At 65.3% G+C, this 24,725-nt stretch carries 23 protein-coding genes; 11 read left to right on the forward strand and 12 right to left on the reverse strand.

Annotation, left to right across the window (positions count from 1 at the left end):
* Positions 1 to 18 precede the first annotated feature (18 nt).
* A complete protein-coding gene (locus QDT69_RS29240) occupies positions 19 to 975 on the reverse strand; it encodes an amino acid ABC transporter substrate-binding protein (RefSeq protein ID WP_279709936.1) in 957 nt (318 codons plus the stop codon).
* A 12-nt stretch (positions 976 to 987) separates the two neighbouring features.
* Positions 988 to 2,277: a dicarboxylate/amino acid:cation symporter gene (locus QDT69_RS29245; protein ID WP_279709937.1), complete on the reverse strand. Its 1,290-nt coding sequence runs from the start codon at positions 2,275 to 2,277 to the stop codon at positions 988 to 990.
* A gap of 217 nt (positions 2,278 to 2,494) precedes the next feature.
* Between QDT69_RS29245 and QDT69_RS29250 the strand changes: the two genes are divergently transcribed.
* Positions 2,495 to 3,496, forward strand: a complete 1,002-nt coding sequence (locus tag QDT69_RS29250) for an NADP-dependent oxidoreductase (protein WP_279709938.1) — start codon at positions 2,495 to 2,497, stop codon at positions 3,494 to 3,496.
* A 172-nt stretch (positions 3,497 to 3,668) separates the two neighbouring features.
* Here QDT69_RS29250 and QDT69_RS29255 read toward each other — a convergent pair whose 3' ends face one another.
* Both QDT69_RS29255 and QDT69_RS29260 read right to left on the reverse strand, forming a co-directional pair.
* Entirely contained in the window at positions 3,669 to 6,839 is a 3,171-nt protein-coding gene (locus QDT69_RS29255; RefSeq protein WP_279709939.1) for a multidrug efflux RND transporter permease subunit, read from the reverse strand.
* A gap of 10 nt (positions 6,840 to 6,849) precedes the next feature.
* Positions 6,850 to 8,007 (reverse strand): efflux RND transporter periplasmic adaptor subunit, encoded by a 1,158-nt coding sequence (locus tag QDT69_RS29260; RefSeq protein ID WP_279709940.1) that lies wholly within the window; start codon positions 8,005 to 8,007, stop codon positions 6,850 to 6,852.
* 247 nt (positions 8,008 to 8,254) lie between these two features.
* Between QDT69_RS29260 and QDT69_RS29265 the strand changes: the two genes are divergently transcribed.
* From QDT69_RS29265 to QDT69_RS29285, 5 genes are all read left to right on the forward strand, one after another.
* Positions 8,255 to 9,034 (forward strand): cysteine rich repeat-containing protein, encoded by a 780-nt coding sequence (locus QDT69_RS29265; protein WP_279709941.1) that lies wholly within the window; start codon positions 8,255 to 8,257, stop codon positions 9,032 to 9,034.
* 36 nt (positions 9,035 to 9,070) lie between these two features.
* Positions 9,071 to 9,292, forward strand: coding sequence for a cysteine rich repeat-containing protein (locus QDT69_RS29270; RefSeq protein WP_279709942.1), 222 nt, complete (start codon positions 9,071 to 9,073; stop codon positions 9,290 to 9,292).
* Between the two features lie 107 nt (positions 9,293 to 9,399).
* Positions 9,400 to 9,612: a hypothetical protein gene (locus tag QDT69_RS29275; protein ID WP_279709943.1), complete on the forward strand. Its 213-nt coding sequence runs from the start codon at positions 9,400 to 9,402 to the stop codon at positions 9,610 to 9,612.
* Positions 9,613 to 9,820: 208 nt separating this feature from the next.
* Complete coding sequence (locus tag QDT69_RS29280) at positions 9,821 to 10,951, forward strand: FAD-dependent monooxygenase (protein WP_279709944.1); 1,131 nt, start codon at positions 9,821 to 9,823, stop codon at positions 10,949 to 10,951.
* Complete coding sequence (locus QDT69_RS29285; RefSeq protein WP_279709945.1) at positions 10,948 to 12,558, forward strand: benzoate-CoA ligase family protein; 1,611 nt, start codon at positions 10,948 to 10,950, stop codon at positions 12,556 to 12,558. The genes QDT69_RS29280 and QDT69_RS29285 overlap by 4 nt, the downstream gene beginning before the upstream one ends.
* Positions 12,559 to 12,783: 225 nt before the next feature.
* On the opposite strand, the gene QDT69_RS29290 is transcribed toward QDT69_RS29285, so the two are convergent.
* Genes QDT69_RS29290 through maiA form a run of 3 tightly spaced genes read right to left on the reverse strand, consistent with a single transcriptional unit; the run spans position 12,784 to position 15,102 of the window.
* The gene (locus QDT69_RS29290) at positions 12,784 to 13,968 is read right to left on the reverse strand and encodes a 3-hydroxybenzoate 6-monooxygenase (RefSeq protein ID WP_279709946.1); all 1,185 of its coding nucleotides are present in this window, start codon (positions 13,966 to 13,968) and stop codon (positions 12,784 to 12,786) included.
* Positions 13,968 to 14,480 (reverse strand): MarR family transcriptional regulator, encoded by a 513-nt coding sequence (locus QDT69_RS29295; protein ID WP_279709947.1) that lies wholly within the window; start codon positions 14,478 to 14,480, stop codon positions 13,968 to 13,970. Before QDT69_RS29295 ends, QDT69_RS29290 begins: the two co-directional genes overlap by 1 nt.
* Positions 14,470 to 15,102 carry a maleylacetoacetate isomerase gene (maiA, locus tag QDT69_RS29300; protein WP_279709948.1) on the reverse strand — a complete coding sequence of 211 codons (633 nt, stop codon included), beginning with the start codon at positions 15,100 to 15,102 and terminating at the stop codon, positions 14,470 to 14,472. The genes QDT69_RS29295 and maiA overlap by 11 nt, the downstream gene beginning before the upstream one ends.
* A gap of 153 nt (positions 15,103 to 15,255) precedes the next feature.
* Between maiA and gtdA the strand changes: the two genes are divergently transcribed.
* Entirely contained in the window at positions 15,256 to 16,296 is a 1,041-nt protein-coding gene (gene gtdA / locus QDT69_RS29305) for a gentisate 1,2-dioxygenase (RefSeq protein ID WP_279709949.1), read from the forward strand.
* A 182-nt stretch (positions 16,297 to 16,478) separates the two neighbouring features.
* On the opposite strand, the gene QDT69_RS29310 is transcribed toward gtdA, so the two are convergent.
* From QDT69_RS29310 to QDT69_RS29325, 4 genes are all read right to left on the reverse strand, one after another.
* Positions 16,479 to 17,306 carry an ABC transporter permease gene (locus QDT69_RS29310; protein ID WP_279709950.1) on the reverse strand — a complete coding sequence of 276 codons (828 nt, stop codon included), beginning with the start codon at positions 17,304 to 17,306 and terminating at the stop codon, positions 16,479 to 16,481.
* Positions 17,299 to 18,072: an ABC transporter ATP-binding protein gene (locus QDT69_RS29315; RefSeq protein WP_279709951.1), complete on the reverse strand. Its 774-nt coding sequence runs from the start codon at positions 18,070 to 18,072 to the stop codon at positions 17,299 to 17,301. Before QDT69_RS29315 ends, QDT69_RS29310 begins: the two co-directional genes overlap by 8 nt.
* A 165-nt stretch (positions 18,073 to 18,237) precedes the next feature.
* Positions 18,238 to 19,242, reverse strand: coding sequence for an ABC transporter substrate-binding protein (locus QDT69_RS29320; protein WP_279709952.1), 1,005 nt, complete (start codon positions 19,240 to 19,242; stop codon positions 18,238 to 18,240).
* Positions 19,243 to 19,254: 12 nt separating this feature from the next.
* Positions 19,255 to 20,616 (reverse strand): FAD-dependent oxidoreductase, encoded by a 1,362-nt coding sequence (locus QDT69_RS29325; protein ID WP_279709953.1) that lies wholly within the window; start codon positions 20,614 to 20,616, stop codon positions 19,255 to 19,257.
* A gap of 116 nt (positions 20,617 to 20,732) precedes the next feature.
* Between QDT69_RS29325 and QDT69_RS29330 the strand changes: the two genes are divergently transcribed.
* Both QDT69_RS29330 and QDT69_RS29335 read left to right on the forward strand, forming a co-directional pair.
* Positions 20,733 to 21,617 (forward strand): LysR family transcriptional regulator, encoded by an 885-nt coding sequence (locus QDT69_RS29330; protein WP_279709954.1) that lies wholly within the window; start codon positions 20,733 to 20,735, stop codon positions 21,615 to 21,617.
* 63 nt (positions 21,618 to 21,680) lie between these two features.
* A complete protein-coding gene (locus QDT69_RS29335; protein WP_279709955.1) occupies positions 21,681 to 21,944 on the forward strand; it encodes a hypothetical protein in 264 nt (87 codons plus the stop codon).
* Positions 21,945 to 21,959: 15 nt separating this feature from the next.
* Here QDT69_RS29335 and QDT69_RS29340 read toward each other — a convergent pair whose 3' ends face one another.
* Positions 21,960 to 22,757: an enoyl-CoA hydratase-related protein gene (locus tag QDT69_RS29340; RefSeq protein ID WP_279709956.1), complete on the reverse strand. Its 798-nt coding sequence runs from the start codon at positions 22,755 to 22,757 to the stop codon at positions 21,960 to 21,962.
* 169 nt (positions 22,758 to 22,926) lie between these two features.
* Between QDT69_RS29340 and QDT69_RS29345 the strand changes: the two genes are divergently transcribed.
* Together QDT69_RS29345 and QDT69_RS29350 are read left to right on the forward strand one after the other, a co-directional pair.
* Positions 22,927 to 23,901, forward strand: a complete 975-nt coding sequence (locus QDT69_RS29345; protein ID WP_279709957.1) for a ketopantoate reductase family protein — start codon at positions 22,927 to 22,929, stop codon at positions 23,899 to 23,901.
* Between the two features lie 39 nt (positions 23,902 to 23,940).
* Complete coding sequence (locus QDT69_RS29350) at positions 23,941 to 24,720, forward strand: SDR family NAD(P)-dependent oxidoreductase (protein WP_279709958.1); 780 nt, start codon at positions 23,941 to 23,943, stop codon at positions 24,718 to 24,720.
* Positions 24,721 to 24,725 lie beyond the last annotated feature (5 nt).

Consider the following 24,725-nt stretch of genomic DNA (forward strand, 5'->3'; position numbering starts at 1 on the left):
ACCTAATCTCATCAGGCTCTAGTTCGCGCCGCCCGCCGAATCGTCGAGCGCCTTGAAGGCTTCTTCGAGCTGCGGTGACAGCGCGACGTTGAGCTTCTCGCCGGTCGGCAGGCGGGCGACGAACCATTTGTTGTAGAGCGGGACGATGTCGCGGTTCGAGGCGAGCTTGCGAAACGCGCGCTCGACCACGTCCTTCATCTGCGGCTCGCCCTTGCGGTACATGATGCCGTAGGGATCGTAGGACAGATAGTCGCCGGTGACGCGGAATTTGTCCTGCGACTTGTGCCGCGCGATCAGGCCGTAGAGCAGGATGTCGTCGGTCGCGAAGGCATCCGCCTTGCCGTCCACCAGCATCTGGTAAGACTGCTCGTGGTCGCCTGCGGTGACGATGTTGAGGCCGAGCTGTTGCTTGGCGTCGACATTGTGCATCGCCTGCTCGTTGGTGGTGCCCTTGGTGACCACCACGGTCTTGCCCTTCAGGTCAGCGACCTGGTTGACGGTAGAAGCCTTCGGCACCATCAGCTTGGTGCCGGCCACGAACATCAGCGGCGAGAACGCGACCAGCTTGCCGCGCTCCGAGTTCGCCGTGGTCGATCCGCATTCGAGGTCGATCTTTTTGTCGACCACCGCCGGAATGCGGTCGTCGGAGGTGACCTTGACATAGTCGATCTTGAGGTTGGCATCGTCGACCTCGGCCCCGATCTCGTCGACGATCGCATCGCACAGCTCGAGGCTGTAGCCGATCGGCCGGTTGGAGTGGTCGAGGAACGAGAACGGCGGCGAACTCTCGCGATAGCCGATCCGCACGGCGTGCGTGGCCTTGATGTTGGCGAGCGTGGGGCTGAGCCCCTCGCCCGCCGGCTGAGCGGTGGCCGGTCCGGTGAGCAGGCTTGCCGCGAGCAGACACGCTGACAGCAGGCATGTCGACAGGTGAGGCCTCTCAGCCCGGATCGGCCTCCAGCGGGCGCGATGCATGCATCCCTCCCGTCAATGGCCGGCCATCACGGCGCCGGGCACCGCGTCCTGCGGCACGGCATCGTCGGGCCCGAGCTCGTGCTCGGCCTTCAGCTCGCCCTCCCACTTCGCGACCACGGCGGTGGCCAGCGAGTTGCCGATCACGTTGGTGGCGCTGCGGCCCATGTCGAGGAAGGTGTCGATACCCATGATCATCAACAAGCCGGCCTCGGGGATGCCGAACTGCGACAGCGTCGAGGCGATCACCACCAGCGACGCGCGCGGCACGCCGGCCACGCCCTTCGAGGTGATCATCAGCGTTGCCAGCATCGCGAGCTGGGTGCCGAGCGACATTTCGATGTGGTAGGTCTGCGCGATGAAGATGCTCGCGAAGGTGCAGTACATCATCGTGCCGTCGAGGTTGAAGGAATAGCCGAGCGGCAGCACGAACGCCGAGATCCGCGAGGAGGCGCCGAACCGGTTCAGCCCCTCCAGCGTCTTCGGGTAGGCCGCCTCCGAGGAGGCGGTCGAGAACGCGATCATCAGGGGCTCGCGGATCAGCCGCAGCAGATGGCTGTAGCGTGGCCCGATCACGACGAAACCGACCGCGACCAGGATGCCCCACAGGATCAGCAGCGACAGATAGAAGCCGCCCATGAAGACGATCAGCTTCCAGAGCACGCCGAGGCCGTTCTTCGAGACGGTCGCCATGATCGCGGCCCACACCGCGAGCGGGGCGAACAGCATCACATAGCCGGTGACCTTGAGCATGATGTGCGCGAGGTCGTCGATCAGGCTCATGATCGGCTTGGCCCGCTCAGGCATGGCGCCGAGTGCGACTGCGAAGAACACCGCGAACACCACGATCTGCAGGATCTCGTTCTGCGCCATCGCATCCGCGATCGAGGTCGGGATCAGATGGGTCAGGAACTTCTCGATCGAGAACGCCGAGACCGGCAGGCCGGTGGACTGGGTCTTGTCGGGCAGTGTGCCGGGGAAATTGGCGCCGGGCTGCAGCAGGTTGACCATCACGAGGCCGAGCAGCAGCGAAATGAAGGAGGCGGAGACGAACCAGCCCATGGTCTTGGCGAAGATACGCCCGAGCTTGGCACCGCTTCCCATATGGGCGATGCCGCCGACGAGGGTGGCGAAGACGAGCGGCGCGATGATCATCTTGATCAGGCGCAGGAACAGCATCGCGATCAGGTTGACGTCGGCCGCGATCTCGGCGCGGCTGTCAGGAAAATAGTTGAAGACGATCGTCCCCATCGCGATGCCAAGGACCATCGCAATCAGGATGTACTGCGTAAACCTGTTCGACATTCTCTTACCCCCGTAAGTTCCCGGCGAAAGGCAAGTGTGGCAGATTTACGCAGCTACGCAACACGCTTCGCTTCCGGCGGGACTTTGCCAATCTGTTCCCGTTGTGGAATGCCAGCGTGGGGACTAGCGTTCATGCAGCGCACAATCTGTGCACTGAGCTGCGCGCGTCGCAGTCAAACTGCATGCGAAACGACCAACGCGAGGGGGAGACACCACAATGAACGACACCGTCAATCGCCAGATCCTGCTAGTTGAAAAGCCGACCGGCAAGCTTGGCCCCGAGCATTTTCGCCTGACCAAGGGCACGATCCCCGCGCCGAAGGACGGCGAGGCGCTGGTGCGAACGCGCTACATCTCGCTCGACGCCGCCAACCGCGCCTGGATGCACGGCGCCACCTACCGCGCTGCGGTCGAAGCCAACACCGTGATGGCCGGCGGCAGCATCGCCGAAGTGGTGTCGTCTAACGACCCCGGCCTGAAGCCGGGCGATATCGTGTTCGGCGACACCGGCTGGCAGGACTACGCCGCCGTGCCCGCCAAGCACCTGGCGAAGATGCCGAAGCTCGAGCCGATGACGCATCTGCTCAGCGTCTATGGCGTCGCCGGCCTGACCGCCTATTTCGGCCTGCTCCATGTCGGCAAACCCAGGGAGGGTGAGACCGTGGTGGTGTCGGCGGCCGCCGGCTCGGTCGGCTCGATCGTCGGCCAGATCGCCAAGATCAAGGGCTGCCGGGTGGTCGGCATCGCCGGTGGCAAGGACAAGTGCCACTGGCTGACGTCGGAGCTCGGCTTCGACGCCGCCGTCGACTACAAGGACGGCGCCACCTACAAGGCGCTGCGATCAGCGGCACCGAAGGGCATCGACGTCTATTTCGACAATGTCGGCGGCGACATCCTGGAGGCCTGCCTCTCCCAGATGAACAACCGCGGCCGGATCGCCTGTTGCGGCGCGATCTCGCAATATGACGGCGTCCCCTCCGCGCACGGCCCGCGCGGCGTGCCCGGCCTGATCGTGGTGAAGCGGCTCGTCATGCAGGGCTTCATCGTGATGGACTACATGGACCAGCGCGACGCCGCGCTCGCCGACCTGCAGTCCTGGGTCGCCTCGGGCAAGCTCAAGGTTCAGGAAGACGTCATCGACGGCATCGAGAACACCCCGCAGGCGCTGATCGGGCTGCTCGCCGGCGAAAACCGCGGCAAGCGCATGGTGAAGGTGTAGGGGGCAAGCACGATGCCATCCCCGTCATCCTGAGGAGCGCGTAGCGCGTCTCGAAGGATGGACGGCCCGGCTCGGGGCCGTCGACCCTTCGAGACGGCCGCTTTGCGGCCTCCTCCAGCGACAAAGGCGAAGCCTTTGCGCGGGGGTGACGGGGATAGGTAGGTGCTCGGGGCTAATGCGCCGTGCCTGACGGCTGCGGCGCGGCTTGCGGCCCGGGCGCCTTGCCCTTCTTCGCCTTGCGCCAGTTCTCGAAGTTCTGCACCACGACGAAGAACGCCGGCACGAACAGCACCGCGAGGCAGGTCGAGGCGATCATGCCGGAGAACACGGTGATGCCGATCGACTTGCGGGCGTTGGCGCCGGCGCCGGTTGCGATCACCAGCGGCAGCACGCCGAGGATGAAGGCGAACGACGTCATCAGGATCGGCCGGAACCGGGCGCGGGCGGCGTCGATCGCCGAGTCCAGCACCGGCTTGCCGTCGCGGATGTGATGCTCGAGTGCGACCTCGACGATCAGGATCGCGTTCTTGGCCGACAGTGCGATCAAGAGGATGGTGCCGATCTGGGTGTAGAGGTTGTTCTCGATCCGGAGCGAGGTCAGCACCAGCATCGGCCCGAGCAGCGACAGCGGCACCGCCAGGATCACCGAGATCGGCGCGTACCAGCTTTCATATTGTCCGGCGAGCACGAGGTAGACCAGGAGCAGCGCCAGCGCGAACACGAAGTAGATCTGGCTGCCGACCTCCTTCTCCTGGTACGACATCGCCGTCCATTCATAGCCGGTCCCCGGCGGCAGCGTCTTCGCGGCGATCTCCTCCATCAGCGTCATCGACTGGCCGGAACTGTAGCCCTGCGACGGCAGGCCGATGATGGTGGCCGACGGATAGAGGTTGTAGAGGCTGATCAGCGACGGGCCGACCGACGGCGTGATGTTCGCCACCGTGCCGAGCGGGACCATGTCGCCGTTGCTGTTGCGCACCATCATGTTCTGGATGTCGCGCAAGGTCAGCCGGTATTGCGCATCGGCCTGGGTGTAGACCTGGAAGGTGCGGCCGAACTTGGTGAACTGGTTGACGTAGCTCGCGCCGAGATAGGACGACAGCGTCGAGAAGATCTGGTCGGTGGTGACGTGCAGGGTCTCGGTCTTGACGCGGTCGACCTGGACGTCGAACTGCGGCACCATCGAGCGGAACGACGACTGCACCCGCTGCAGCGCGCTTTGTGTCTGTGCGTTGCTGACGACGGCGCCGGTGACCGCCTGCAGCTTGCCGTAGTCGGCATTGCCGTCGCGCAGCTGCACCTGCATGGCGAAGCCGGCGGCATTGCCGATGCCCTGGATCGGCGGCGGCGGGATCACCAGGATGCGCGCCTCCGGGATCACCGCAAGCCGGTCGTTGAGGCCGTAGACCAGCGAGCGCAGATCCTCGCCGGGGCCACGCGAATCCCAGTCCTTCAGGATCACATAGGCGACACCGGCATTGGCGAGGCTCGACGAATTGTCGAGCGCGGAGATGCCGGCGATACTGACCACCTGCTCGACGCCCGGCGTCTTGCGGGCGATCTCGGTGACCTGGTCGAGCACCCGCTGGGTGCGATCGATCGCGGCGCCATCGGGCAACTGCACCGCGGCCAACAGGTAGCCCTGGTCCTCGATCGGGATGAAGCCGGTCGGCACCCGTGACAGCCCGTAGACGGCGATTCCAATCAGGATCAGCGCGACGAGGACCGAGGTCTTGGCGTGGCCGGCAATGCCACCAATGATCCGCGTATAGCCCCGCTCGACCCGGTCATAGACCGCGTTGAAGCCGCGGTAGAAGAAATTGCGCTGCTCCGGCGGCACCGGCCGGCGCAGCCACAATGCGCATTGCGTCGGCTTCAAGGTCGCGGCGTTGACGGCGCTGAGCAGTGCGGTCGCCGCGATCACCAGGGCGAATTGCGCGTACATCCGCCCCGTCAGCCCCGGCAGGAAGGCCGCCGGCAGGAACACCGAAATCAGCACCAGGGTGATGCCGACGATCGGCGCGAACAATTCGTCCATCGCCTTGATCGCGGCGTCATGGCCGGACATGCCCTGCTCGATATTATGCGCTGCGCCTTCGACCACCACGATGGCGTCGTCGACCACGATGCCGATCGCCAGCACGATCGCAAACAGCGTCGACAAATTGATGGTGAAGCCGAGCGCGGCCATCGCCGCGAACGCACCGATGATGGTGACCGGCACGGTGGTCGCCGGCACCAGCATCGCCCGCCAATCCTGCAGGAACACCAGGATCACGACCAGCACCAGGAGGCCGGCCTCGATCAGCGTCCGGTAGACCTCGTTGATCGAGGCCTGGACGAATTTGGTGGTGTCGAACGGCGTGTCGTATTTGATGTCCTGCGGGAACTGCTTGGCGAGCTGCGCCACCTTCTTCTGCACTTCCTTCTCGACCTGCAGCGCGTTGGCGCCGGGCGACAGGAACACGCCGATGCCGGTGGCCGGCTTCTGGTTGAGCGAGAACACCTGGCTGTAAGTCTGCGCACCGAGCTCGACCCAGCCGAGATCGCGGACGCGGATGACATCGCCGACATTGCCGGTCTTGACGACGATGTTCTCGAACTGGCTCGCGTCATCGAGCCGGCCGTTGACGTTCAGCGTGTACTGGAACGCCTGCCCCTGCGGCGCCGGCGGCGCGCCGACCTGGCCCGCCGTGACCTGCTGGCTCTGCTGCTGGATCGCCTGGATGACGTCCTGCGGCATCAGCCCGCGCGCCTGCAGCTTGTTCGGATCGAGCCAGACCCGCATCGAATATTGCCCGGCGCCGAACACGGTGACGTTGCCGACGCCCGGCAGGCGCGACAGCTCGTCGCGGATGTTGATGGTGGCGTAGTTCGACAGGAACAGGCTGTCGTAGGTCTTGTTCGGCGAGGTCAGCGTCACGAACAGCAGGATCGAGGTCGATCGCTTCTGCACCGTGACGCCCTGGTTCTGCACCGCGGTCGGCAGCTGCGATAGCGCCGAGGAGACGCGGTTCTGCACCAGCACCTGCGCGAAGTTGAGGTCGGTGCCGATCTTGAAGGTCACCGTCAGCGTGTAGGTGCCGTCGGCGCCGCTGTAGGACTGCATGTAGAGCATGTCCTCGACGCCGTTGACCTGCTGCTCGATCGGCAGCGCCACGGTGTCGATCACGGTCTTTGCCGATGCGCCGGGATAGCGCGTCGTCACCTGGACCGTCGGCGGCACCACGTCGGGATATTGCGCGACCGCGAGATTGAACAGCGCGACGCCGCCGATCAGGATCATCAGGATCGCGATGACGTTGGAAAGGACCGGCCGCTCGATGAAGAATTTCGAGATCATGGCGCGCCCCTCACTTGGCCGGTGCCGGCGTCGCGTCGCCCTTCTGCATCTGCGGATCGACCTTCTGGCCGGGGATCGCGCGGAGCAGCCCGGCGGTCACGACACGGTCGTCGGCCTTCAGCCCGCTCTCGATGACGCGCAGGCCCTCGTCGAGCGCTCCGGTGGTCACCTTGCGTTGCTCGACCACATTGTCGGCATTGACGACCAGCACGTAACGGCCGCTCTGGTCGCTGCCGATCGCGACGTCAGGCACCAGCAGCGCATTGTCCTGCTTGTCGATCGGCACGCGAACGCGGACATAGAAGCCGGGCAGCAGCACGCGCTCCGGATTCGGCACCAAGCCGCGGACCGCGAGCGTTCCGGTCGACTGATTGACGGTCGGCGACAGATAATCGAGCTTGCCCTTGTGCGGATGACCGGTCTCGGTCTGCAATCCGACCTCGATCGGCAATTGCCTGAGATCGTTGAACGTCATGCCGCGGCGGCGCGCCTCGTCCCGGACCCGCTGCACGTCCTGTTCGTTGACGTTGAAATTCACATAGATCGGGTCGAGCTGCACGATGGTGGCAAGCTGGGTCGGCGAGGCCACGCCGACCAGTTCGCCGACCGAGACCAGATGGTTGCTGACGATGCCGTCGAACGGCGCGGCGACGTTGGTGTAGCCGTAATTGACCGCGGCGATCTTGGTGTTGACCTGGGCCTGCTGCAGATTGGCCTGGGCGTTGTCCCGCGTCGACGTCGAGGTTTCCAGCGTCGCCTGCGACACCGCCTGGCGCTGCACCAGATCCTGCTGCCGCTTGTAGTCGGCCTCGGCCTGCTTCACCGTCGCCTGCGCGCCGACTTCGGCAGCCTGCGCCTGCTCCAGCTTCAGCTTGTAGGTCTCCGGCTCGATGGTGAACAGGGTGGTCCCCTGCTTCACGAACGAGCCGTCCTGATAATTGATCGACTGCAGAAAGCCCTGCACGCGCGCGACCAGATCGACGGTCTTGATCGGCGCGGTGTTTCCGGTGGCGTCCAGATAGCGCGTGATGGCGCGCTGCACCGGCGGCGCGACCTCGACCTTCGGCGGTGGCGGCGCAACAAAACTGTTTTGCTCGCAGGCACTTAAACTAACGAAGGCCGATATGACGCAGATGATGCGCGTCAGGGGCGCATTTCGCAGCCGCAAGAAATTGCTCCGATCGAAATGTGCCGACGCGCGCGCATACCTCATTTCCGAGCCTCAGTTCAAATGACTTAACTCAAACGTGGTAGGTGGCAAAAAAATCAACCTGCTTCTTCCATAGCAACAATCCGCTTGCAGCGGAACTCGAAAGCGAAAATGATGCCGCTCGCGAAGGTTGTTACAGCAAGACATTTCAGAGCGCAGTTCAGTTGAGCCGGCGGCTTCCGGCGCAACGAGAGGACTTATTCAAATGATCGATGCGTTGACACGTGCAACGAAGCTTTCCGCATGGCTCGCGCTTGCGGCATTCGTGAGTACCGCGCCGGCCTTGTCGCAGGCGCCGACCCAGGCGCAGCGCGACGCCATCAAGTCGCAATGCCGCAACGATTACATCGCGCATTGCTCCAGCGTTCCGCCCGGCGGCGAAGCGTCGCTGCAATGCTTGCAGAAGAACATGGCAAGCCTCGGCCCCGGCTGCGCCAGCGCCGTGAAGGCCGTGGAAGCGCCGGCCGCTGCGCCTGCGGCAGCCAAGACCGACGCGGCGAAGACTGAAGCATCCCCGGCGGCGGCGAAGCCCGCGGCTGAAGCCGCAGCACCGAAGGCGGCCGGGGCGCCGTCCAGTGCGCAGATCTCGGCGATCCGCAGCGCATGCCGCTCCGATTATCCCAAGGTCTGCGCGGGCGTGCCGACCGGCGGCGCACCGGCGCTGCAGTGCCTCGAAAAGAACAAGGCGAAGCTGTCGCCGACCTGCGAGAAGGCGGTCGCTGCCGCGGGCGGCGGTGGCGCCGCGCCGGCCGCGGGTGCTGCGGCGACGGCTGCACCGGCTGCGGCGCCGGCGGTGATCGTGCTGCGGCCGCTGCGGCCGCGCGAAGAGCTGTTCGTGCTGCGCTCGGCCTGCGGCGCCGACGTCCGCTCGGTTTGCGGCGGTGTCCAGCCGGGCGGCGGACGGATCGTCCAATGCCTCGCAACCAATGCCGGCTCGCTCTCGCTGGCGTGCCGCGAGGTGCTGGCGCCGTTCGCGGCGCGGTAATCCCGTTGTCACGCGACTGACCAAAGGAAGCGATCAATGCTGCGTATTGTCCTGACCGCCGCGCTGCTTTGCGGTTCGACCGTTGTCTACGCCCAGGAGCTAACCAACGCACAACGCGACGCGTGCATGGGCGATTACCAAAAGTTCTGCAAAAGCGTGACGCCCGGCGGTGGGCGCATCATCGCCTGTCTCGCCAAGGAAAGCGACAAGCTGACACCCGCCTGCAAGAAGGTGCTGTCCGAAGCCGAAAAGAAATAGCCGCACAAGCGGAGGCGACATGTGCCCGGCGAGTGCCGGGCACGAAGCCGCAGCACCTTGTTGTCACCCAAAGGCCAACCATACCTCACTCCGGGAGAGGGAATATCATGCGCTTATTATTGCTGATCGCTGCGGCCCTGCTGTCGTTTGCCGCGACCATGACCTTCGAATCCTCCGACGCCAACGCCGTGGTGTGCGGACGCGGCCCCTATCGTGCCGGATGCGCCGGCCATCGCGGCGCGGTCGTCGTCCGCAAGCCCGTCGTTGCCGGCTGCCGCTGGGTGTGGGTCGGCGGGGTCAAGGTCCGCCGCTGCTACTGAACTTTTCGGCTCCACGCGGACAAGCATGATCCGGTAGAGTGCGAAGCGGTTTTCCGAAAAGATCATGCTGAACAGGAATCTAGAGCGCGATGAGGGTTTAATCCATCGCGCTTTGGCCGCCGCGCGCATTTTCCCTCTGGCGTTCCCGCCAGAGGGCGATTAGTCTGGATCCAAATTGTAAGTACACTGTCAATCTGGGAGGCAGACGTTGCGGATCGCCGTGATTGGCGGAGGGCCCGGCGGGCTCTATTTCGCCTATCTGTGGAAGAAGCGTCATCCCGACGCCGAGATCGATCTGTTCGAGCAGAACGCCGCCGGCGCCACCTGGGGCTTCGGCGTGGTGTTCTCCGAGCAGGCGCTGGACTTCCTGCGCGCCGACGACCCCGAGACGGTCGACGCCATCACGCCGCGGATGGAGAGCTGGAAGAACATCACGCTCAATCTGCGCGGCGAGAGCGTCGAGATCGACGGTGTCGGCTTCTCCTCGATCGGCCGGCTGGCGCTGCTGACGATCCTGCAGGAGCGCGTGCGCAGCACAGGCATCACGCCGCGTTTTGACACTGTGGTGCAATCGGTCGACGAGCTCTCTGGTTACGACCTGATCGTCGCCGCCGACGGACTGAACTCGATGGTTCGCCGCGGCCATGAGGCCGCGTTCGGCGCGTCGGTCTCGCAGTCGACCAACAAATTCGCCTGGTACGGCACCACCAAGACCTTCGCGACGCTGTCGCAGACTTTCGTGGCGACCGACCGCGGCAGCTTCAACGCCCATCACTACCGCTATGCGAAGGACATGAGCACCTTCCTGGTCGAGTGCGACGCGGCGACCTGGGCGGCTTACGGCTTCGCCAACAAGACCATCGAGGAATCGCAGGCGATCTGCGAGGACGTGTTCGCCGCGACGCTGCACGGCCACAAGCTGATCTCGAACAAATCGGTGTGGCGCAATTTCCCGTGGATCTGGAACGAACGCTGGTCGCACGGCAACATGGTGCTGATCGGCGATGCGCTGCATTCGGCGCATTTCTCGATCGGCTCGGGCACGCGGCTGGCGATCGAGGACGCGATCGCGCTCACCAAGGCGCTGGAGACCGAGAGCGGCATCGCCGCCGCGCTGGCCCGCTATGAGGCCGAGCGCAAGCCGATCGTGAAGAAGCTCGTCACCGCGGCGCGGACCAGCGCCGACTGGTACGAGCATTTCCCCGCGCACATGAAGCACGACCTGATGGATTTCGCCTACAGCTACATCACCCGCTCCGGCCGGATCGACGACGCGCGGCTGCGCGCGATGTCGCCCGCCTTCATGGCCCGCTACGAAGCCGCAAAGGGACGCTCATGACTGGGATCGCCGACCAGGTTCCGCCTGATAGTCCCGGTGCGCGCGAGATCGGCTTTACGATCCCCGAGCGCTACAATGCGAGCCGGATCCTGTTTGACAATCTCGGCAACGGCAATGCCGAGCGGCTGGCGTTGACCGGCCCGGCCGGCACGCGGACCTATCGCGAACTCTGCGCTGACGCTGCACGCTGGGGGCACGCCTTCCAGTCACTGGGACTTAAGCGCGGCGACCGCGTGCTGCTGTTCCTCGACGACACCCCGGCCTATCCGGCGGCATTCTTCGGTGCGGTCCGCGCCGGCTTCGTGCCGCTGCTGATCAATACGCTGACGACGCCGCAGCTGCTGCAATTCTACCTGTGCGATGCCGGCGCGCAGGTCGCCGTCACCGACACAGAGTTCTGTTCGCGCTTCAACGCGGAGGCCTGCAAGGACACGCTGCTGCGCACACTGGTCGTGGTCAACGGCCCCGCGGGCGACCATGCGGTCGCCGAGACACGCAACGCCGGCGATTGGCTGCAAGGATTTCCCAACGACCTCGACGCGGCCGACACGCACCGCAACGAGATGGCGTTCTGGATGTATTCGTCGGGCTCGACCGGCCGTCCCAAGGGCATCGTGCATCTGCAGCACGACATGGCCTATAGCGAGCGCGCCTTTGCCCGCAATGTGCTAAAGCTCAAGCCCGGCGACATCTGCTTCTCGGTGCCGAAGATCTTCTTCGCCTACGGCTTCGGCAATTCGATCACGTTTCCCTTCTCGGTCGGCGCCGCGACGTTGCTGCTGCCGGGCCAGCCGAAGCCGGCCGCGATCTTCGCGGCGATCGGGCAATATCGGCCGACGGTGTTTTTCGGTCTGCCGACGCTCTACATCACCCTGACCAAGGCCGAAGGCGCCGATGCTGCCGACTTCTCCTCGCTGCGGATGGCGGTCTCCGCCGCCGAGGTGCTGTCGGCCGATGTGTTCAACGGCTGGAAGCGGCTCACCGGGCTCGAGATCATCGAGGGCCTCGGCTCGACCGAGGTGCTGCACGTCTATCTCAGCAACCGCGCTGAGCAGAAGAAGCTCGGCGCCGCGGGCCTGCGCGTGCCCGGCTATGAGATCATGCTGCGCGACAGCGACGGCCGCGAGGTCGGCGACAATGAGGAAGGCATCTTGTGGGTGCGCGGCGATTCCGCGACGCCGCTGTACTGGAACCGGCCGGACAAGACCGCCGAGACCGTGCGCGAGGACGGCTGGATCTACACCGGCGACCGCTTCATGCGCGACAGCGACGGCTTCCACTTCTTCCGCGGCCGCGCCGACGACCTGATCAAGATCTCCGGCCAATGGGTCTATCCGCTGGAGGTCGAGCTGTGCCTCGCCGATCATCCCGACGTCCGCGAATGCGCGGTCTACGCCGCCGAATTGCCCGACCGCCGCATGACGCTGCGCGCCGTGGTGGTGATGAACAAAGGCGGCTTCGACGCGGCCGAAGCAACGCGGCGGTTGCAGGACTACGTCAAGACGAAGCTCCTGCCGTACAAATATCCGCGCGAGGTGAAGTTCATCGACGAACTGCCGAAGACGGGTACGGGGAAGATCGACCGGCAGGCGGTGATGCGGATGTAGGGGCAGCGTGCGCCACGAACTGCTTTCGGGCTGAGTCTCAACCATCTCGCCCGGGACCACCCCACCCCTCTCCCCACCCTCCCCCGCAAGGGGGGAGGGAGCCGACTAGCGTGCTCACCTCACGCAGTCGCGTAAGGAAGGCACCGGCGGAAGGGTTCCCTCCCCCCTTGCGGGGGAGGGCTAGGGAGAGGGGGCCGCACGGGTGCTATCTCCAATATGCGACAGCTAACTCCCCAGCCCCGTCCCGCCATACAGCCACGCGATATCGTCGCGCCACTCGCCTTGCGACTTCGCGCTCATGATCGCGTTGCGGATGCGGGCGTGGTCGCCGGCGGGATGGTAGACGTGCTCGCCGATCGCGCGGGACATCAGCTGCACGCGCGCGGTACGCGGGAAGCGTTGGGCGCGATAGTCGTCGAGCGCCGCCGACTGATCATCATGACTGGCCAGCATGTGCGACAGGCAGACCGCGTCCTCCATCGCCTGGCAGGCGCCTTGCGCGAAATACTGCAGCATCGGATGCGCGGCGTCGCCGAGCAGCACCACGCGGCCGTCGATCCAGCGCTCGGTGGGATCGCGGTCGCACAGCACCCAGAGCTTCCAGTTGGTGCCGTGGCGGATGATGTTCTGCGCCCGCTCGTGGACATGGGTGAAGCCCTTCATCACCTCTTGCTCGGAGACCGGTTTGCCGGCGACCGGTTCCGGCGCGTCGTTGTGATAGGTGACGACGAGGTTGAACACCTTCCAGCCCGACAGCGGGTAATGCACGATGTGGCATTTCGGGCCGGCCCATAGCGTCGCCGCGTTCCAGCGCAGATCCTCCGGCATCTGCTCGGTCGGGATCACGGAGCGATAGGTGGTGTGGCCGGAGACGCGGGGCGGGCCGTCAGCCGTCACCTGCTTGCGGATGTTCGACCACAGCCCGTCGGCGCCGATCAGGAGACGCCCGGTGATGCGCTCGCCGCCGGCGAGCTTTGCGGTCACGGACGAGCCATCCTGCTCGTAGCCGGTCACTTCGCTGGAAACGCGCAGCTCGATCAGTTCATGATTCTGGCAGGCGCGCAGGAACACGCCATGCAGGTCGCCGCGATGCACCACGGCATAGGGGTTGCCGAACCGGGCGCGAAACGTCTCGCCGAGATCGATGTGGGTGATCTCATCGGCGGTCAGCGCATCCATCAGCCGGAGCTGGTCGATATAGACCGCCATGTTGCGCGCGGCCTCGCCGACGCCAAGATAGTCGAAGGCGTGGAAGGCGTTCGGCCCGAGCTGGATGCCGGCGCCGATCTCGCCGAGCGCAGCGGCCTTCTCCAGCAGGATCGAGCGGATGCCCTTCTGCGCGAGCCCCAGCGCCACGGCGAGGCCGCCGATGCCACCGCCCGCGATCAGGACCGGCTTGCCGTCCGCCATCAGCCCGATCTCCCGAGATGTTCGAGCGCGTCCTCGGCGCGCAGCGGCACCCGCGACGCCTCGTTGTTGAGGTCGACAAGTTGGGTCAAGAGCGAGAGAAGCGTCTTGCGATCGGCCGGCTTCAACGGCTGCAGCATCCGCGCCTGCGCCTTGTCGACCGAGGGCATGATCTCGCTGAGCACGCCGGCGCCGGCCTTGGTGAGGTAGAGCAGCTTGACGCGCTTGTCCTCCGCCGCCGGCTTGCGCACGATGTAATCCTTGGCCTGCAGCCGCTCGATCACGTTGCCGAGCGTGGAACGATCGAACGCGATCACCGCCGAAAGCCTTGTGGCGTCGATGCCGGGATGGGTCGAGATCGTGACCAGCGCGGCGTACTGCACCGGGGTCAGGTCGAACGCCTTGCACTCCTCGATGAACAGCGCGACCGCGATCTGCTGCATGCGCCGGAACAGATAGCCGGGCGCGGTGTAGACCGCGTCCATGGTGACGGGCGTTGGCTTGCTATTCGGCATCGGGCTGCTTATCCGGCGCGGCGTCGGCGAACGCCTTCACTTGTTTGGCCGCGGCCTCGGCCTTGAGCAGGCGCGGATAGGCCGACATGTCGACACCGAAGCGGCGCGCATTGGCGAGCTGCGGCACCAGGCAGAGATCGGCGAGCGTCGGCGCATCGCCGAAGCAGAACGGCCCGGCCTCGTCAGCGATCAGGGTTTCGCAGGCCGACAGGCCCTCGCGGTTGGCCCAGGCCGCCCACTCCGTCACCTGCTCTTCCGGCAGGCCGAGCTTGCGCAACCGCGCCAGCACTTTCAAATTCTGCACCGGGTGGGTGTCGCAGGCGATCGCCTGCGCAAACGCCCGCACCTTGGCGCGCCGCAGCGGATCCTTCGGCAGCAGCGGCGGATTGGGATTGGTCTCGTCGAGCCATTCGATGATCGCGAGCGACTGGGTGAGGATCGCACCCGCATCGCTCTCCAGCGTCGGCACCAGCCCCTGCGGATTGATCGCAAGATAAGCGGGCGCGCATTGCTCGCCCTTGCGCAGATGATGCGGCAGGTGCTCTGAAGTCAGCCCCTTCAGATTGAGGGCGATCCGGACCCGGTAGGACGCGCTGCTCCGGAAATAGCCATGCAGCTTCATCGGAACCTCCCTTTGTTATTCTAGTTTTGACGCGTTTTCTTCACGCGAACCGGTATCCACTTCGCTCGAAAACGCTCTGCTTGATTGACGCTAGCCACATTGTGAGTATACTGTCAATTAAATTGCACCAACAAGAACGATGGGAGGCTTGCCATGGAAGCCGTGCAGAAGACCCCGGAGCGCGAGGCGTTCTACAAGAAGATCGACGGCCAAAACCTCTCGGCGCTGTGGAACGTGATGAACGATCTGATCACGCCGGAGCCGAAGAGCGCCTGCCGCCCTCATCTGTGGAAGTTCGACCAGATCCGCGACTACATGAACGAGGCCGGAAAGCTGATCACGGCCAAGGAAGCCGAGCGCCGCGTGCTGGTGCTGGAAAATCCCGGGCTGCGCGGCCAGTCCAAGATCACGACCTCGCTGTTTGCCGGCGTGCAGATGGTGGTGCCGGGCGACATCGCCCCGGCCCATCGCCACGCCCAGTCGGCGCTGCGCTTCGTGCTCGAGGGCAAGGGCGCCTTCACCGCGGTTGACGGCGAGCGCACCGCGATGTCGCCGGGTGATTTCGTCATCACGCCGTCGATGACCTGGCACGACCATTCCAACGAAACCAATGAACCGATGTTCTGGCTCGACGGGCTCGACATCCCGATGGTGCAGTTCTTCGACTGCTCGTTCGCCGAAGGCGCCAAGGAAGACCAGCAGTCGATCTCCAAGCCGGCCGGCGCCAGCTTCGCGCGCTACGGCCACAATCTGCTGCCGATCGACCAGAAGCGGACCTCGAAGACCTCGCCGATCTTCAACTATCCCTATGAATACACCCGCGAGGCGCTGGAGAAGGCCAAGGTCAGCGACGAATGGGACGCCTGCCACGGCCTCAAGCTGAAATTCTCCAACCCCGAGACCGGCGATTTCGCGATGCCGACCATCGGCACCTTCATCCAGCTGCTGCCGAAGGGTTTTAAGACCGCGCGTTATCGCTCGACCGATGCCACCGTGTTCGCCGCGATCGAGGGCAAGGGCCGCACAAGGGTCGGCGACCAGACTTTTGAATGGGGACCGCGCGATTTGTTTGTGGTGCCGAGCTGGCATTGGGTCACCCATGAGGCTGACGCCGACTCGGTGCTGTTCTCGTTCTCCGACCGCCCGGTGCAGCAGAAGCTGGATTTGTTCCGCGAGGATCGGGGGAACGCGTAGTCAGAAGCGTGTAATCGCCGTCATCCCGGGACCACCGTCGTCCCGGGCAAGCGAAGCGCGACCCGGGACCCATAACCACAGGGTCGTGTTGTTGGAGGTGCTGGGGCCCCAGCCTTTCCTAACGACGACCTCCTGTGGTTATGGGTCCCTGCTTTCGCAGGGACGACAGTGAGTTTGTGGCCTCACCGCCAGTGCAACAGCCGCGTCTCCAGCAGATTGATCAGCTTGCCGACCGCGAGCCCGAACAGCGACAGGATGACGACGCCGGCGAGCAGTTGGTCGGTCTGCATCAGATTGCCGGCCTGCAGCACGAAGGCGCCGATGCCGTATTGCGCGCCGATCATCTCGGCGCTGACGACGAGCAGCAGTGCAACCGATGCGGTGATGCGGAAGCCGGCGAGGATCGAGGGCAGCGCGCCCGGCCAGATCACCCGGCGCACGATGGCGTGGAACGGCACGTTGAAGCTCTGCGCCATCCGGATCAGGTTGCGCGGCACCGCATCGACGCCGCTATAGACCGAGATCGCGGTCGAGAAGAACACCCCGAGCGCAATGGTCGCGATCTTCGGCTCCTCGCCGATCCCGAGCCACAGAATCAGAAGCGGCAGCAGCGCGATCTTCGGGATCGGGAACAGCGCCGAGATGAAGGTGATGCCGACGCCGCGCGCCATGGTCGACAGCCCGATCGCAAAGCCGACGACGACGCCGGCGGCCGTGCCGATGATCCAGCCGGTGCCGATCCGCATGATCGACCACGACAGATGCTGCCACAGCGCCCCCGACGTCGCGAGCTTAGTGATCGCGACCGCGATCGCAGACGGCGCCGGCAGGAACAACGGATTGACCCATCCTGCGCTGCCGGCGAGCTGCCAGATCGCGATGACCAGCGCGAGCGCGATCCAGCCGGAATAACGGCTACCGCCTGATGTGAAGCCGGCGCCGCGAAACGCGACCGGCCGCGTCGCTTCCGCCGATTGGTCTTTCGCCTCTGGCGGCGCGCGGTCAAGCATGCTGGACCTCGCGCTCGGCATCGATCGCCTCTTTCCGGATCAGCGACCACAACTCGCCCTGCAATGCGGCCATCGCCCCGCGCGCATCCGCCGTGCCACGCTGGGCGCGCGTCATCGGAATGGTCACGATTTCCCTGATGCGGCCGGGGCGCCGCGACAGCACCACGACACGGTCGGCGAGCCGGACCGCTTCCTCGAGGTTATGCGTGACATAGACCGCGCCCATCGCGCCGTCGGCCAGCAGCCCCACGAAATCCTCCATCAGCAGCTCGCGGGTTTGCGAATCCAGTGCTGACAGCGGCTCGTCCATCAGCAGGATCGCCGGACGAACGGCGAGCGCGCGCGCGATGCCGACGCGCTGGCGCATGCCGCCGGACAGCTGCTTCGGATAGGCGGCGCGGAAATCCGTTAAGCCCGTGCGACGCAGCGCATCGTCGATCACCGCGCGGCGCTCGCCGGCGCCGAGGCCCGTGTGCAGCAGTGGAAAGGCGACATTCTCCTCGACCGTATTCCACGGCAGCAAGGCAAAATCCTGGAACACGAAGGTCAGCGGATTGAGACTGCCGGCCGGTGGCGCGCCGCGCAATTCCGCGCCGCCCTTGCTCGGCCGCAGCAGGCCGCCGAGGATCGACAGCAGCGTGCTCTTGCCGCAGCCGGACGGACCGACGATCGCAACGACCTCGCCGGCGCGGACGGTGAAGGAGACATCGTCGAGCACGTCGAGCGCGCCGAAGCGATGGCTGATATGGTCGGCGATCAGGTCCATCTCACCGCGACCCCGCTTCCAGTCCCGTCAACCTGAGGAGCGCGCACTTGCGCGCGTCTCGAAGGGTCGACGGCCGATCTGCTGCATCCGGGCCGTCGATCCTTCGAGACGCCGCTTCGCGGCTCCTCAGGATGACGGGACTGGCGTTGTGTGCGCGGTTCGACATCAATCCGCCTTCACATAATCCTTGGCGATGATCGCATTCGCGTCAAAACCCTTGTCGACAAAGCCCTGCCCCTGCAGCCATTTGATCTGGTTCTCGAGGTTCTTGACGTCGAGCTTGCCGTCGGGATCGATATAGGCGCAATTGCCGACCACCTGCGCGACCGGCAGGTTGGTGTATTTGGCGATGATCTCGAGCAACGGTTTTGTTTTCTCGTTGACCGGCGCCACGCCGTCCTTGATCGCGGTCAGGATCACGTCGTGATATTCGTGATCGGCGCGGGTCAGCGCGGTGAGCAGCCTCGTCACCAGTTGTGGGTTGGTCAGCGTCTTCGGCGAGGCGAAGATGGCGCCCAGTTGCCACGGCGTCTCGTCGCCGACCCAGCCGAGGAATTTCGCGCCGTTCGAATCCATCAGCGTCCGCGCGGTCGAGACCGGCAGCAGCGCGGCGTCGACGGTTTCACCTTTCAGCGCCGCCGCCGCATTCGACAGCGACTGCAGCGGCACGATCTTCACGTCCGACAGCTTGAAGCCGTATTTGTCGGCGAGCAGGCCGAGCGAATAATGGAAGCTGGAGCCGACCTGGGTCACCGCGACGCGCTTGCCGGCGAGATCCTTCGGCGTCTTCAGGCCGGCGGCGTAAGCATTGTTGCTGGCGAAGTAGCCGATCAAGGGATAGCCGGCCTTCTCGCGGCTCATGCCGCCGATCACTTTCAGCGTGCCTTTGCCGGCGAGATTGTAGAGGCCTGCGGTCACAGCGGTGATGCCGAAATCAACATCGCCGGACGCGGTCGCGACCGCGATCGGCTGTGCCGCGTCGAAGAATTTCAGCTCGACGTCGAGACCGGCGTCGCGGAAATACCCCTTGTCCTGCGCGATGAACACCGGCGCCGAGGACGACAGCCGCAACACGCCGATCTTCGCCTTCAGGAGATCATCGGCCCGCGCAATACCGCTCGCGGCCCACACCAGGAGGCCCGCGAGTGCGAGCCGCGCCCAACCCTTCATTGCCGTCTCCAATTATAATCCTTCAGGCACGGCCTGGTCGCGCCCGATGAACGCGCCCTGCTGCGCGAGCTGTTGTTGCAACTTTTCGACGGAAATGTCGCGCGGAATCGTGTTGCCCGATAGTGCCAGCGCGGCCGCGGTTCCCGCCGCCTCGCCCATCACGAAACAGGCACCGGAGACGCGGGCCGCCGATTGCCCTTCATGGGTCATCGAGGCACAACGGCCGGCGACCAGGAGATTGTCGACGCCCTCGGGCACCAGCATGCGATACGGCAACTCGTTGTAGCCGCGGCTCTCCGGGATCGGCGGAAACTCGAAGGTCACATCGCCCGGCACATGCTTTTCCATCGGCCAGCCATTGACGCCGATCGAATCCTCGAACGAGGCACAGCCCAGCACGTCCTCGCCTGTGAGCATGTAGCCGCCGATCACGCGCCGGGTCTCGCGGATGCCGAGCTGCGGCGGCAGATCGACAATGTAGGAATTCTCGAAGCCCGGCACCGTGCGCAGGAACGCAAAGGCCTCCACCGCCTGGCGGCGCCCCTCGATCTCGCCGCGCGTCATGTCGTCGGGATCAATTCCGGAAATGGCGCGGCCATCGTCCCGCGTCACCTGGGTGAAATTCACCCGCCATTCGATCTGCGATTTCTGCGGCCGCACGATCGCGGATTTGCGTGGGAATGTGTGGGTGCCGGCAGCCTCGGCCTCCGCCATCAGCGCCGGGATCGTCCGCCAGGCATCGCCGGCCTTCGCCGGATCGATGCCGTTGAGGCGGAACATCATCGAGGGATAAAGCATGCCGCCGGCATTGTCGCCGATTTCATAGGGCGCGCCGGCCCACACCGCGAGATCGCCGTCACCGGAGCAATCGATGAAGATGCCGGCGCGCACGGCCTGGCGGCCGGCCTTGGTTTCCAGCATCAGCGCTCGGATATGCGTGCCATCCATCACGACGCCGGCGCCGAGCGCGTGGAACAGGATATCGACCTTGTGATGCGCCAGCAGGTCGTCGGCGGCGATCTTGTAGGCCGCGGTGTCATAGGCCTGCGCAAGAATCTTGCCGAGAATCAGATGCGGCGCGTTCAAGCCACCGAGCCGGTCGATCCGCGCCAGCAGGTCGGAGGCGACGCCCTGCACCACGCGGTGCATCGCGCCGAAGATGTTGGCGTGCAGGCCACAGAAATTGGTCACGCCGGCCGCGGTACCCATGCCGCCGAGAAATCCGTAGCGCTCGATCAGCAGCGTTCGCCGCCCCGCACGCGCTGCGCCGACGGCTGCTGCGATGCCGGCCGGTCCGCCGCCGAGCACCACCACGTCATATTCGCCATAGACCGGCACCTGCCGCGCAGGTTCTTCGATCGTGCTCGCTCGCATCATTTCCGCCCTGAACAAAGTTGATTGGGCCAACTATGAATTGATGCAGATTGCAGTACAATCCACCAAATAATGTAATCAGCTTTCGCGAATCGAGAAAAGTCCGGGAACGGCAGATGGATACGCTGGTCAACCTCGAGGCCTTCCTCGCCACCGCCGATGCCGGCGGCTTCTCGGCCGCGGCGCGCAAGCTCAACGTCGCGACATCCGTCGTCGCCAAGCGCGTCACCCAGCTCGAGGAGCGGATCGGCACCGCGCTGTTTCACCGCTCGACCCGGCAATTGCGGCTGACCGAGGCCGGGCAGCAATATGTGCACCGCGCCCGCGGCGTGGTTGCCGATGTCGGCGATTTGTTGTCGCGGATGGGCGAGAAGCAGCGAGATCTCACCGATCATCTGCGCGTCAAGGCGCCGACCTCGCTGACGGTGGCGCGGCTCGCCGATGCCTTCACCATCTTCCAGCGGCACAATCCGAGCGTGAAGCTCGAGATCGTGATGATCGACCGTCCGGTCGATCCGGTGACCGAAGGTTTTGACATCGCGATCGGCGCCTTTCCGCATTCCTTCGGCGGCGTCGTCGACGAGCCTTTGTGCCGACTGCCGCGGCTGCTATGCGCCTCACCGGCGTATCTGAAAAAGCACAGCACGCCGAAGCATCCGCGCGACCTGGTCGATCATCGCTGCCTCAGCTTCCTGCCCACGGGGCCGGAATGGCCGTTCGAGGGACCGCGCGGCCGCATCAATATCCAGGTCCGCCCGATCCTCTCCTCGAACGAGGGCCGCGTGCTGACGCAAAGCGCGATCGCCGGCAACGGCATCGCGCTGCTCTCGCATTATCTGGTCGCGGACGCGCTGCGCGACGGCGCGCTGCAGCCGATCCTCGCCGAGTATCCGATCCCGGAGCTGTGGGTGAAGGCCGCCGTTCCCGAACGCCGCATCAATGCCGCCGCGGTGCAGGCGCTGCTGAAGACATTGAAAAAGTCGCTGTCGCAATCGCTCTGACGCGACGGCAGCCTTGCCCCGCGCATACCGACCTGAGACAAGGACGCGAAAGGAACGCCCGTTTTGAAACTCCTGGTATCAGCTTCGCTTGGCCTCATCATCGCCGCGACACCCGCGGCGGCGATCGAGACCTGCCGCTTCATCGAGCCCAAGGCGGAGCGCGAGGCCTGCTACCATCGCCAGGAGCAGGAGCTGGCGGCCAAACGCAAGCCCGCGCCCACGATCACGCAGTCAAGCGAATCGAAGACGTTTGAATCGCTGGAACAGATGCGCCGCGACGACGCAGAGGTCTATCGCAGCATCCGCGGCATCTGCAACGGCTGCTGAGCGACGCGGCAGGGCTTACGCCCCGCCGCCCCAGCGGCCGGCACGCTTCTCGGCAAAGGAGGCAAGCCCTTCGGCGGCCTCGGCGGTCTGCCGCTTGGCCGAATGCAGATGGACGAGGCGCTTGTAGGCCGCATCGTCCACGGCCATGCCGCCGAACGAGCTTTCCATCGCGAGCTTCTTGGTCTCGGCCAGTGCATCCGGGGCATTGCCGAGCAGCTGCTCCACGACCTTGGCGCCGGCGCTTTCGAGATCGGCCAATGGCACCACCTCATGGACGAGGCCGATGCGGCGCGCATCCTCGGCGCCGAAACGTTCGCCGGTCAGCGCATAGCGCCGCACCTGGCGGACGCCGATGGCGTCGCAGAGCTGCGGGATGATGATCGCAGCGGTCAGGCCCCAGCGCACCTCGGTGATCGAGAACAGCGCGTTGTCGGCGGCGATCACGATATCGCAAGCCGAGATCACGCCCGTCCCGCCGCCGAAGCAGCCGCCCTGCACCAGCGCGACGGTCGGGACCGGCAGCGTGTTGAGCCGCTGCACTGCCTCGAAGGTGGCGCGAGATGCCACCTCGTTCTCCTCCGCTGATTTCGGCCGCACGCCGTTGATCCATTTCAGGTCGGCGCCGGCCTGGAAATGCTTGCCATTGCCTTTGAGCACCACGACGCGCACCGGCTTGCTAGAGAGATCGTCGATCGCGGCCAGCACGCCGGCAATCAGCGCGCCGTCATAGGCATTGTTGACCTCGGGCCTGTTCAGCGTGACGGTCGCGACCCCGCGCGCATCGAGGCTCCACAGGACTGGGCTGGCCGACATGACGTTATCTCCCTCGTTCGGCATTGCTGTTATCAGACACTATGGCGACAGGAGTCGCCTTGATCCATCACTTTCGAGCGGGTGCGGCCCCGCCACGTGCATGACGGGTTGCGCGATGCCCTGCGCTTGTGGAAACTGACGCGGCACGCTGCAAGGACCAGTTCCACTGATGCGTATTTGCATTTTCGGCGCGGGCGCCGTCGGCAGCCACTTCGCGGTCCGCTTGGCGCGCGCCGGCCACGATGTGTCCTGCGTGATGCGCGGGCCGCACCTCGACGCGGTCAGGACCAACGGACTGACGCTAAGGGTCGGCGACAGCAGCGTCACGGCGAAAGTAAAGGCGTCGGCCGATCCCGGAGAACTAGGGCCGCAGGACGTCGTCATCAGCACGCTGAAGGCAACCGGCGTCAGTGCGCTCGCAACCGGGCTTTTGCCATTGCTTCAGCACGACACATCGATCGTGTTCGCGCAGAACGGCATTCCCTGGTGGTACGATCTCGGCCTGCCGCCGCAGCATCCCGCGATTCCCGACCTCGGCTTCCTCGACCCCGGCGGGCGCTTGCGCAGCGCCATCCCGAAGGAACGCGTCATCGGCGGCGTGATCTTCTCCTCCAACGAGGTGATCGCGCCCGGCGTGGTGGCGAACCTGTCACCGGATCGCAATCGTCTCCTGATCGGCGAATGCGACGACCGACAGAGCGAGCGCATCGCCCGGCTGCGTGCGGCGCTCAATGACGCCGCGATCGAATCGCCCGAGGTCAAGCAGATCCGCGAGACGATCTGGTCGAAACTGCTCACCAACATGTCGATGTCGGTGCTCTGCCTGCTGACTGGCCTGACCGCGCGCGCCGTCCGCGACGATCCTGACATGCAGGACGTCATCCCGCGCCTGCTCGACGAAGCCAATGCGGTGGCGACCCACTACATCCCCGAGGTCAAGCGCGTCACCCGCAGCGGGCCCGCGCCGGACCACAAGCCGTCGATCCTGCAGGACTACGAGCTCGGCCGCGCCATGGAGATCGACGTGCTGGTGCGCGCACCCGCCGCATTTGCGCGCGCGGCCGGCATCGCGACCCCGATGCTCGATCTGATGGCCGCGCTGGCAATCCAGAAGGCGCGTGACAAGGGACTCTATCAGGGCTGACAATCCGGACAGCACGATAACAAGCAGGGACATCGAACCATGCACATCAAGGACAAGGTCTGCGTCGTCACCGGCGGCGCGAGCGGGATCGGCGAAGCGGTGGCGCGGGCTTATGCGGAGGCCGGCGCGCGCGGCGTCGTGGTCGCCGACCTCAAGACCTCGCGCGACCGGCTCGCCAGCGTCGCCGGCGATATCGACGGGCTCGCGGTCACCGCCGATGTCGGGCTGGAGGAGGACATCAAGGCGCTGATCGCCGCCGCCGAGGACAAGTATGGCCCGGTCGACGTGTTCTTCTCCAATGCCGGGCTGTCGCGCAAGGGACAGGAGACCGCGTCGGATGCCGACTGGGACGTGAGCTGGCGCGTGCATGTGATGAGCCACGTGTTCGCCGCGCGCGCGCTGGTGCCCGGCATGCTCGCGCGCGGTTCCGGCTATTTGCTCAACACAGCATCGGCCGCGGGGCTGCTCGCCTCACTGAACTCGATGCCCTATGGCGTGACCAAGAATGCCGCAGTCGCGCTCGCGGAGCATCTCGCCATCCAGTATGGCGATCGCGGCATCCATGTCTCCGTGCTCTGCCCGCAATCGGTGCAGACGGGCATGACGACGCCGGGCCCGAGCGCGGCACGCGTCGACGGCGTGCTGCAGCCGGGCGAAGTCGCACGGATGGTGATCGAGGCGATGGCGGAAGAGCGCTTTTTGATCCTCTCGCATCCGCAGGTGCAGGAATACATGCAGCGCAAGGCCGCCAACCGCGAACGCTGGCTGTCCGGCATGCGCCGCCTGCGCGACCGCATCTATGGCGGCGCGCCAACTTGATCGAA

The organism is Bradyrhizobium sp. CER78 (assembly GCF_029846235.1).
Taxonomy (GTDB): domain Bacteria; phylum Pseudomonadota; class Alphaproteobacteria; order Rhizobiales; family Xanthobacteraceae; genus Bradyrhizobium.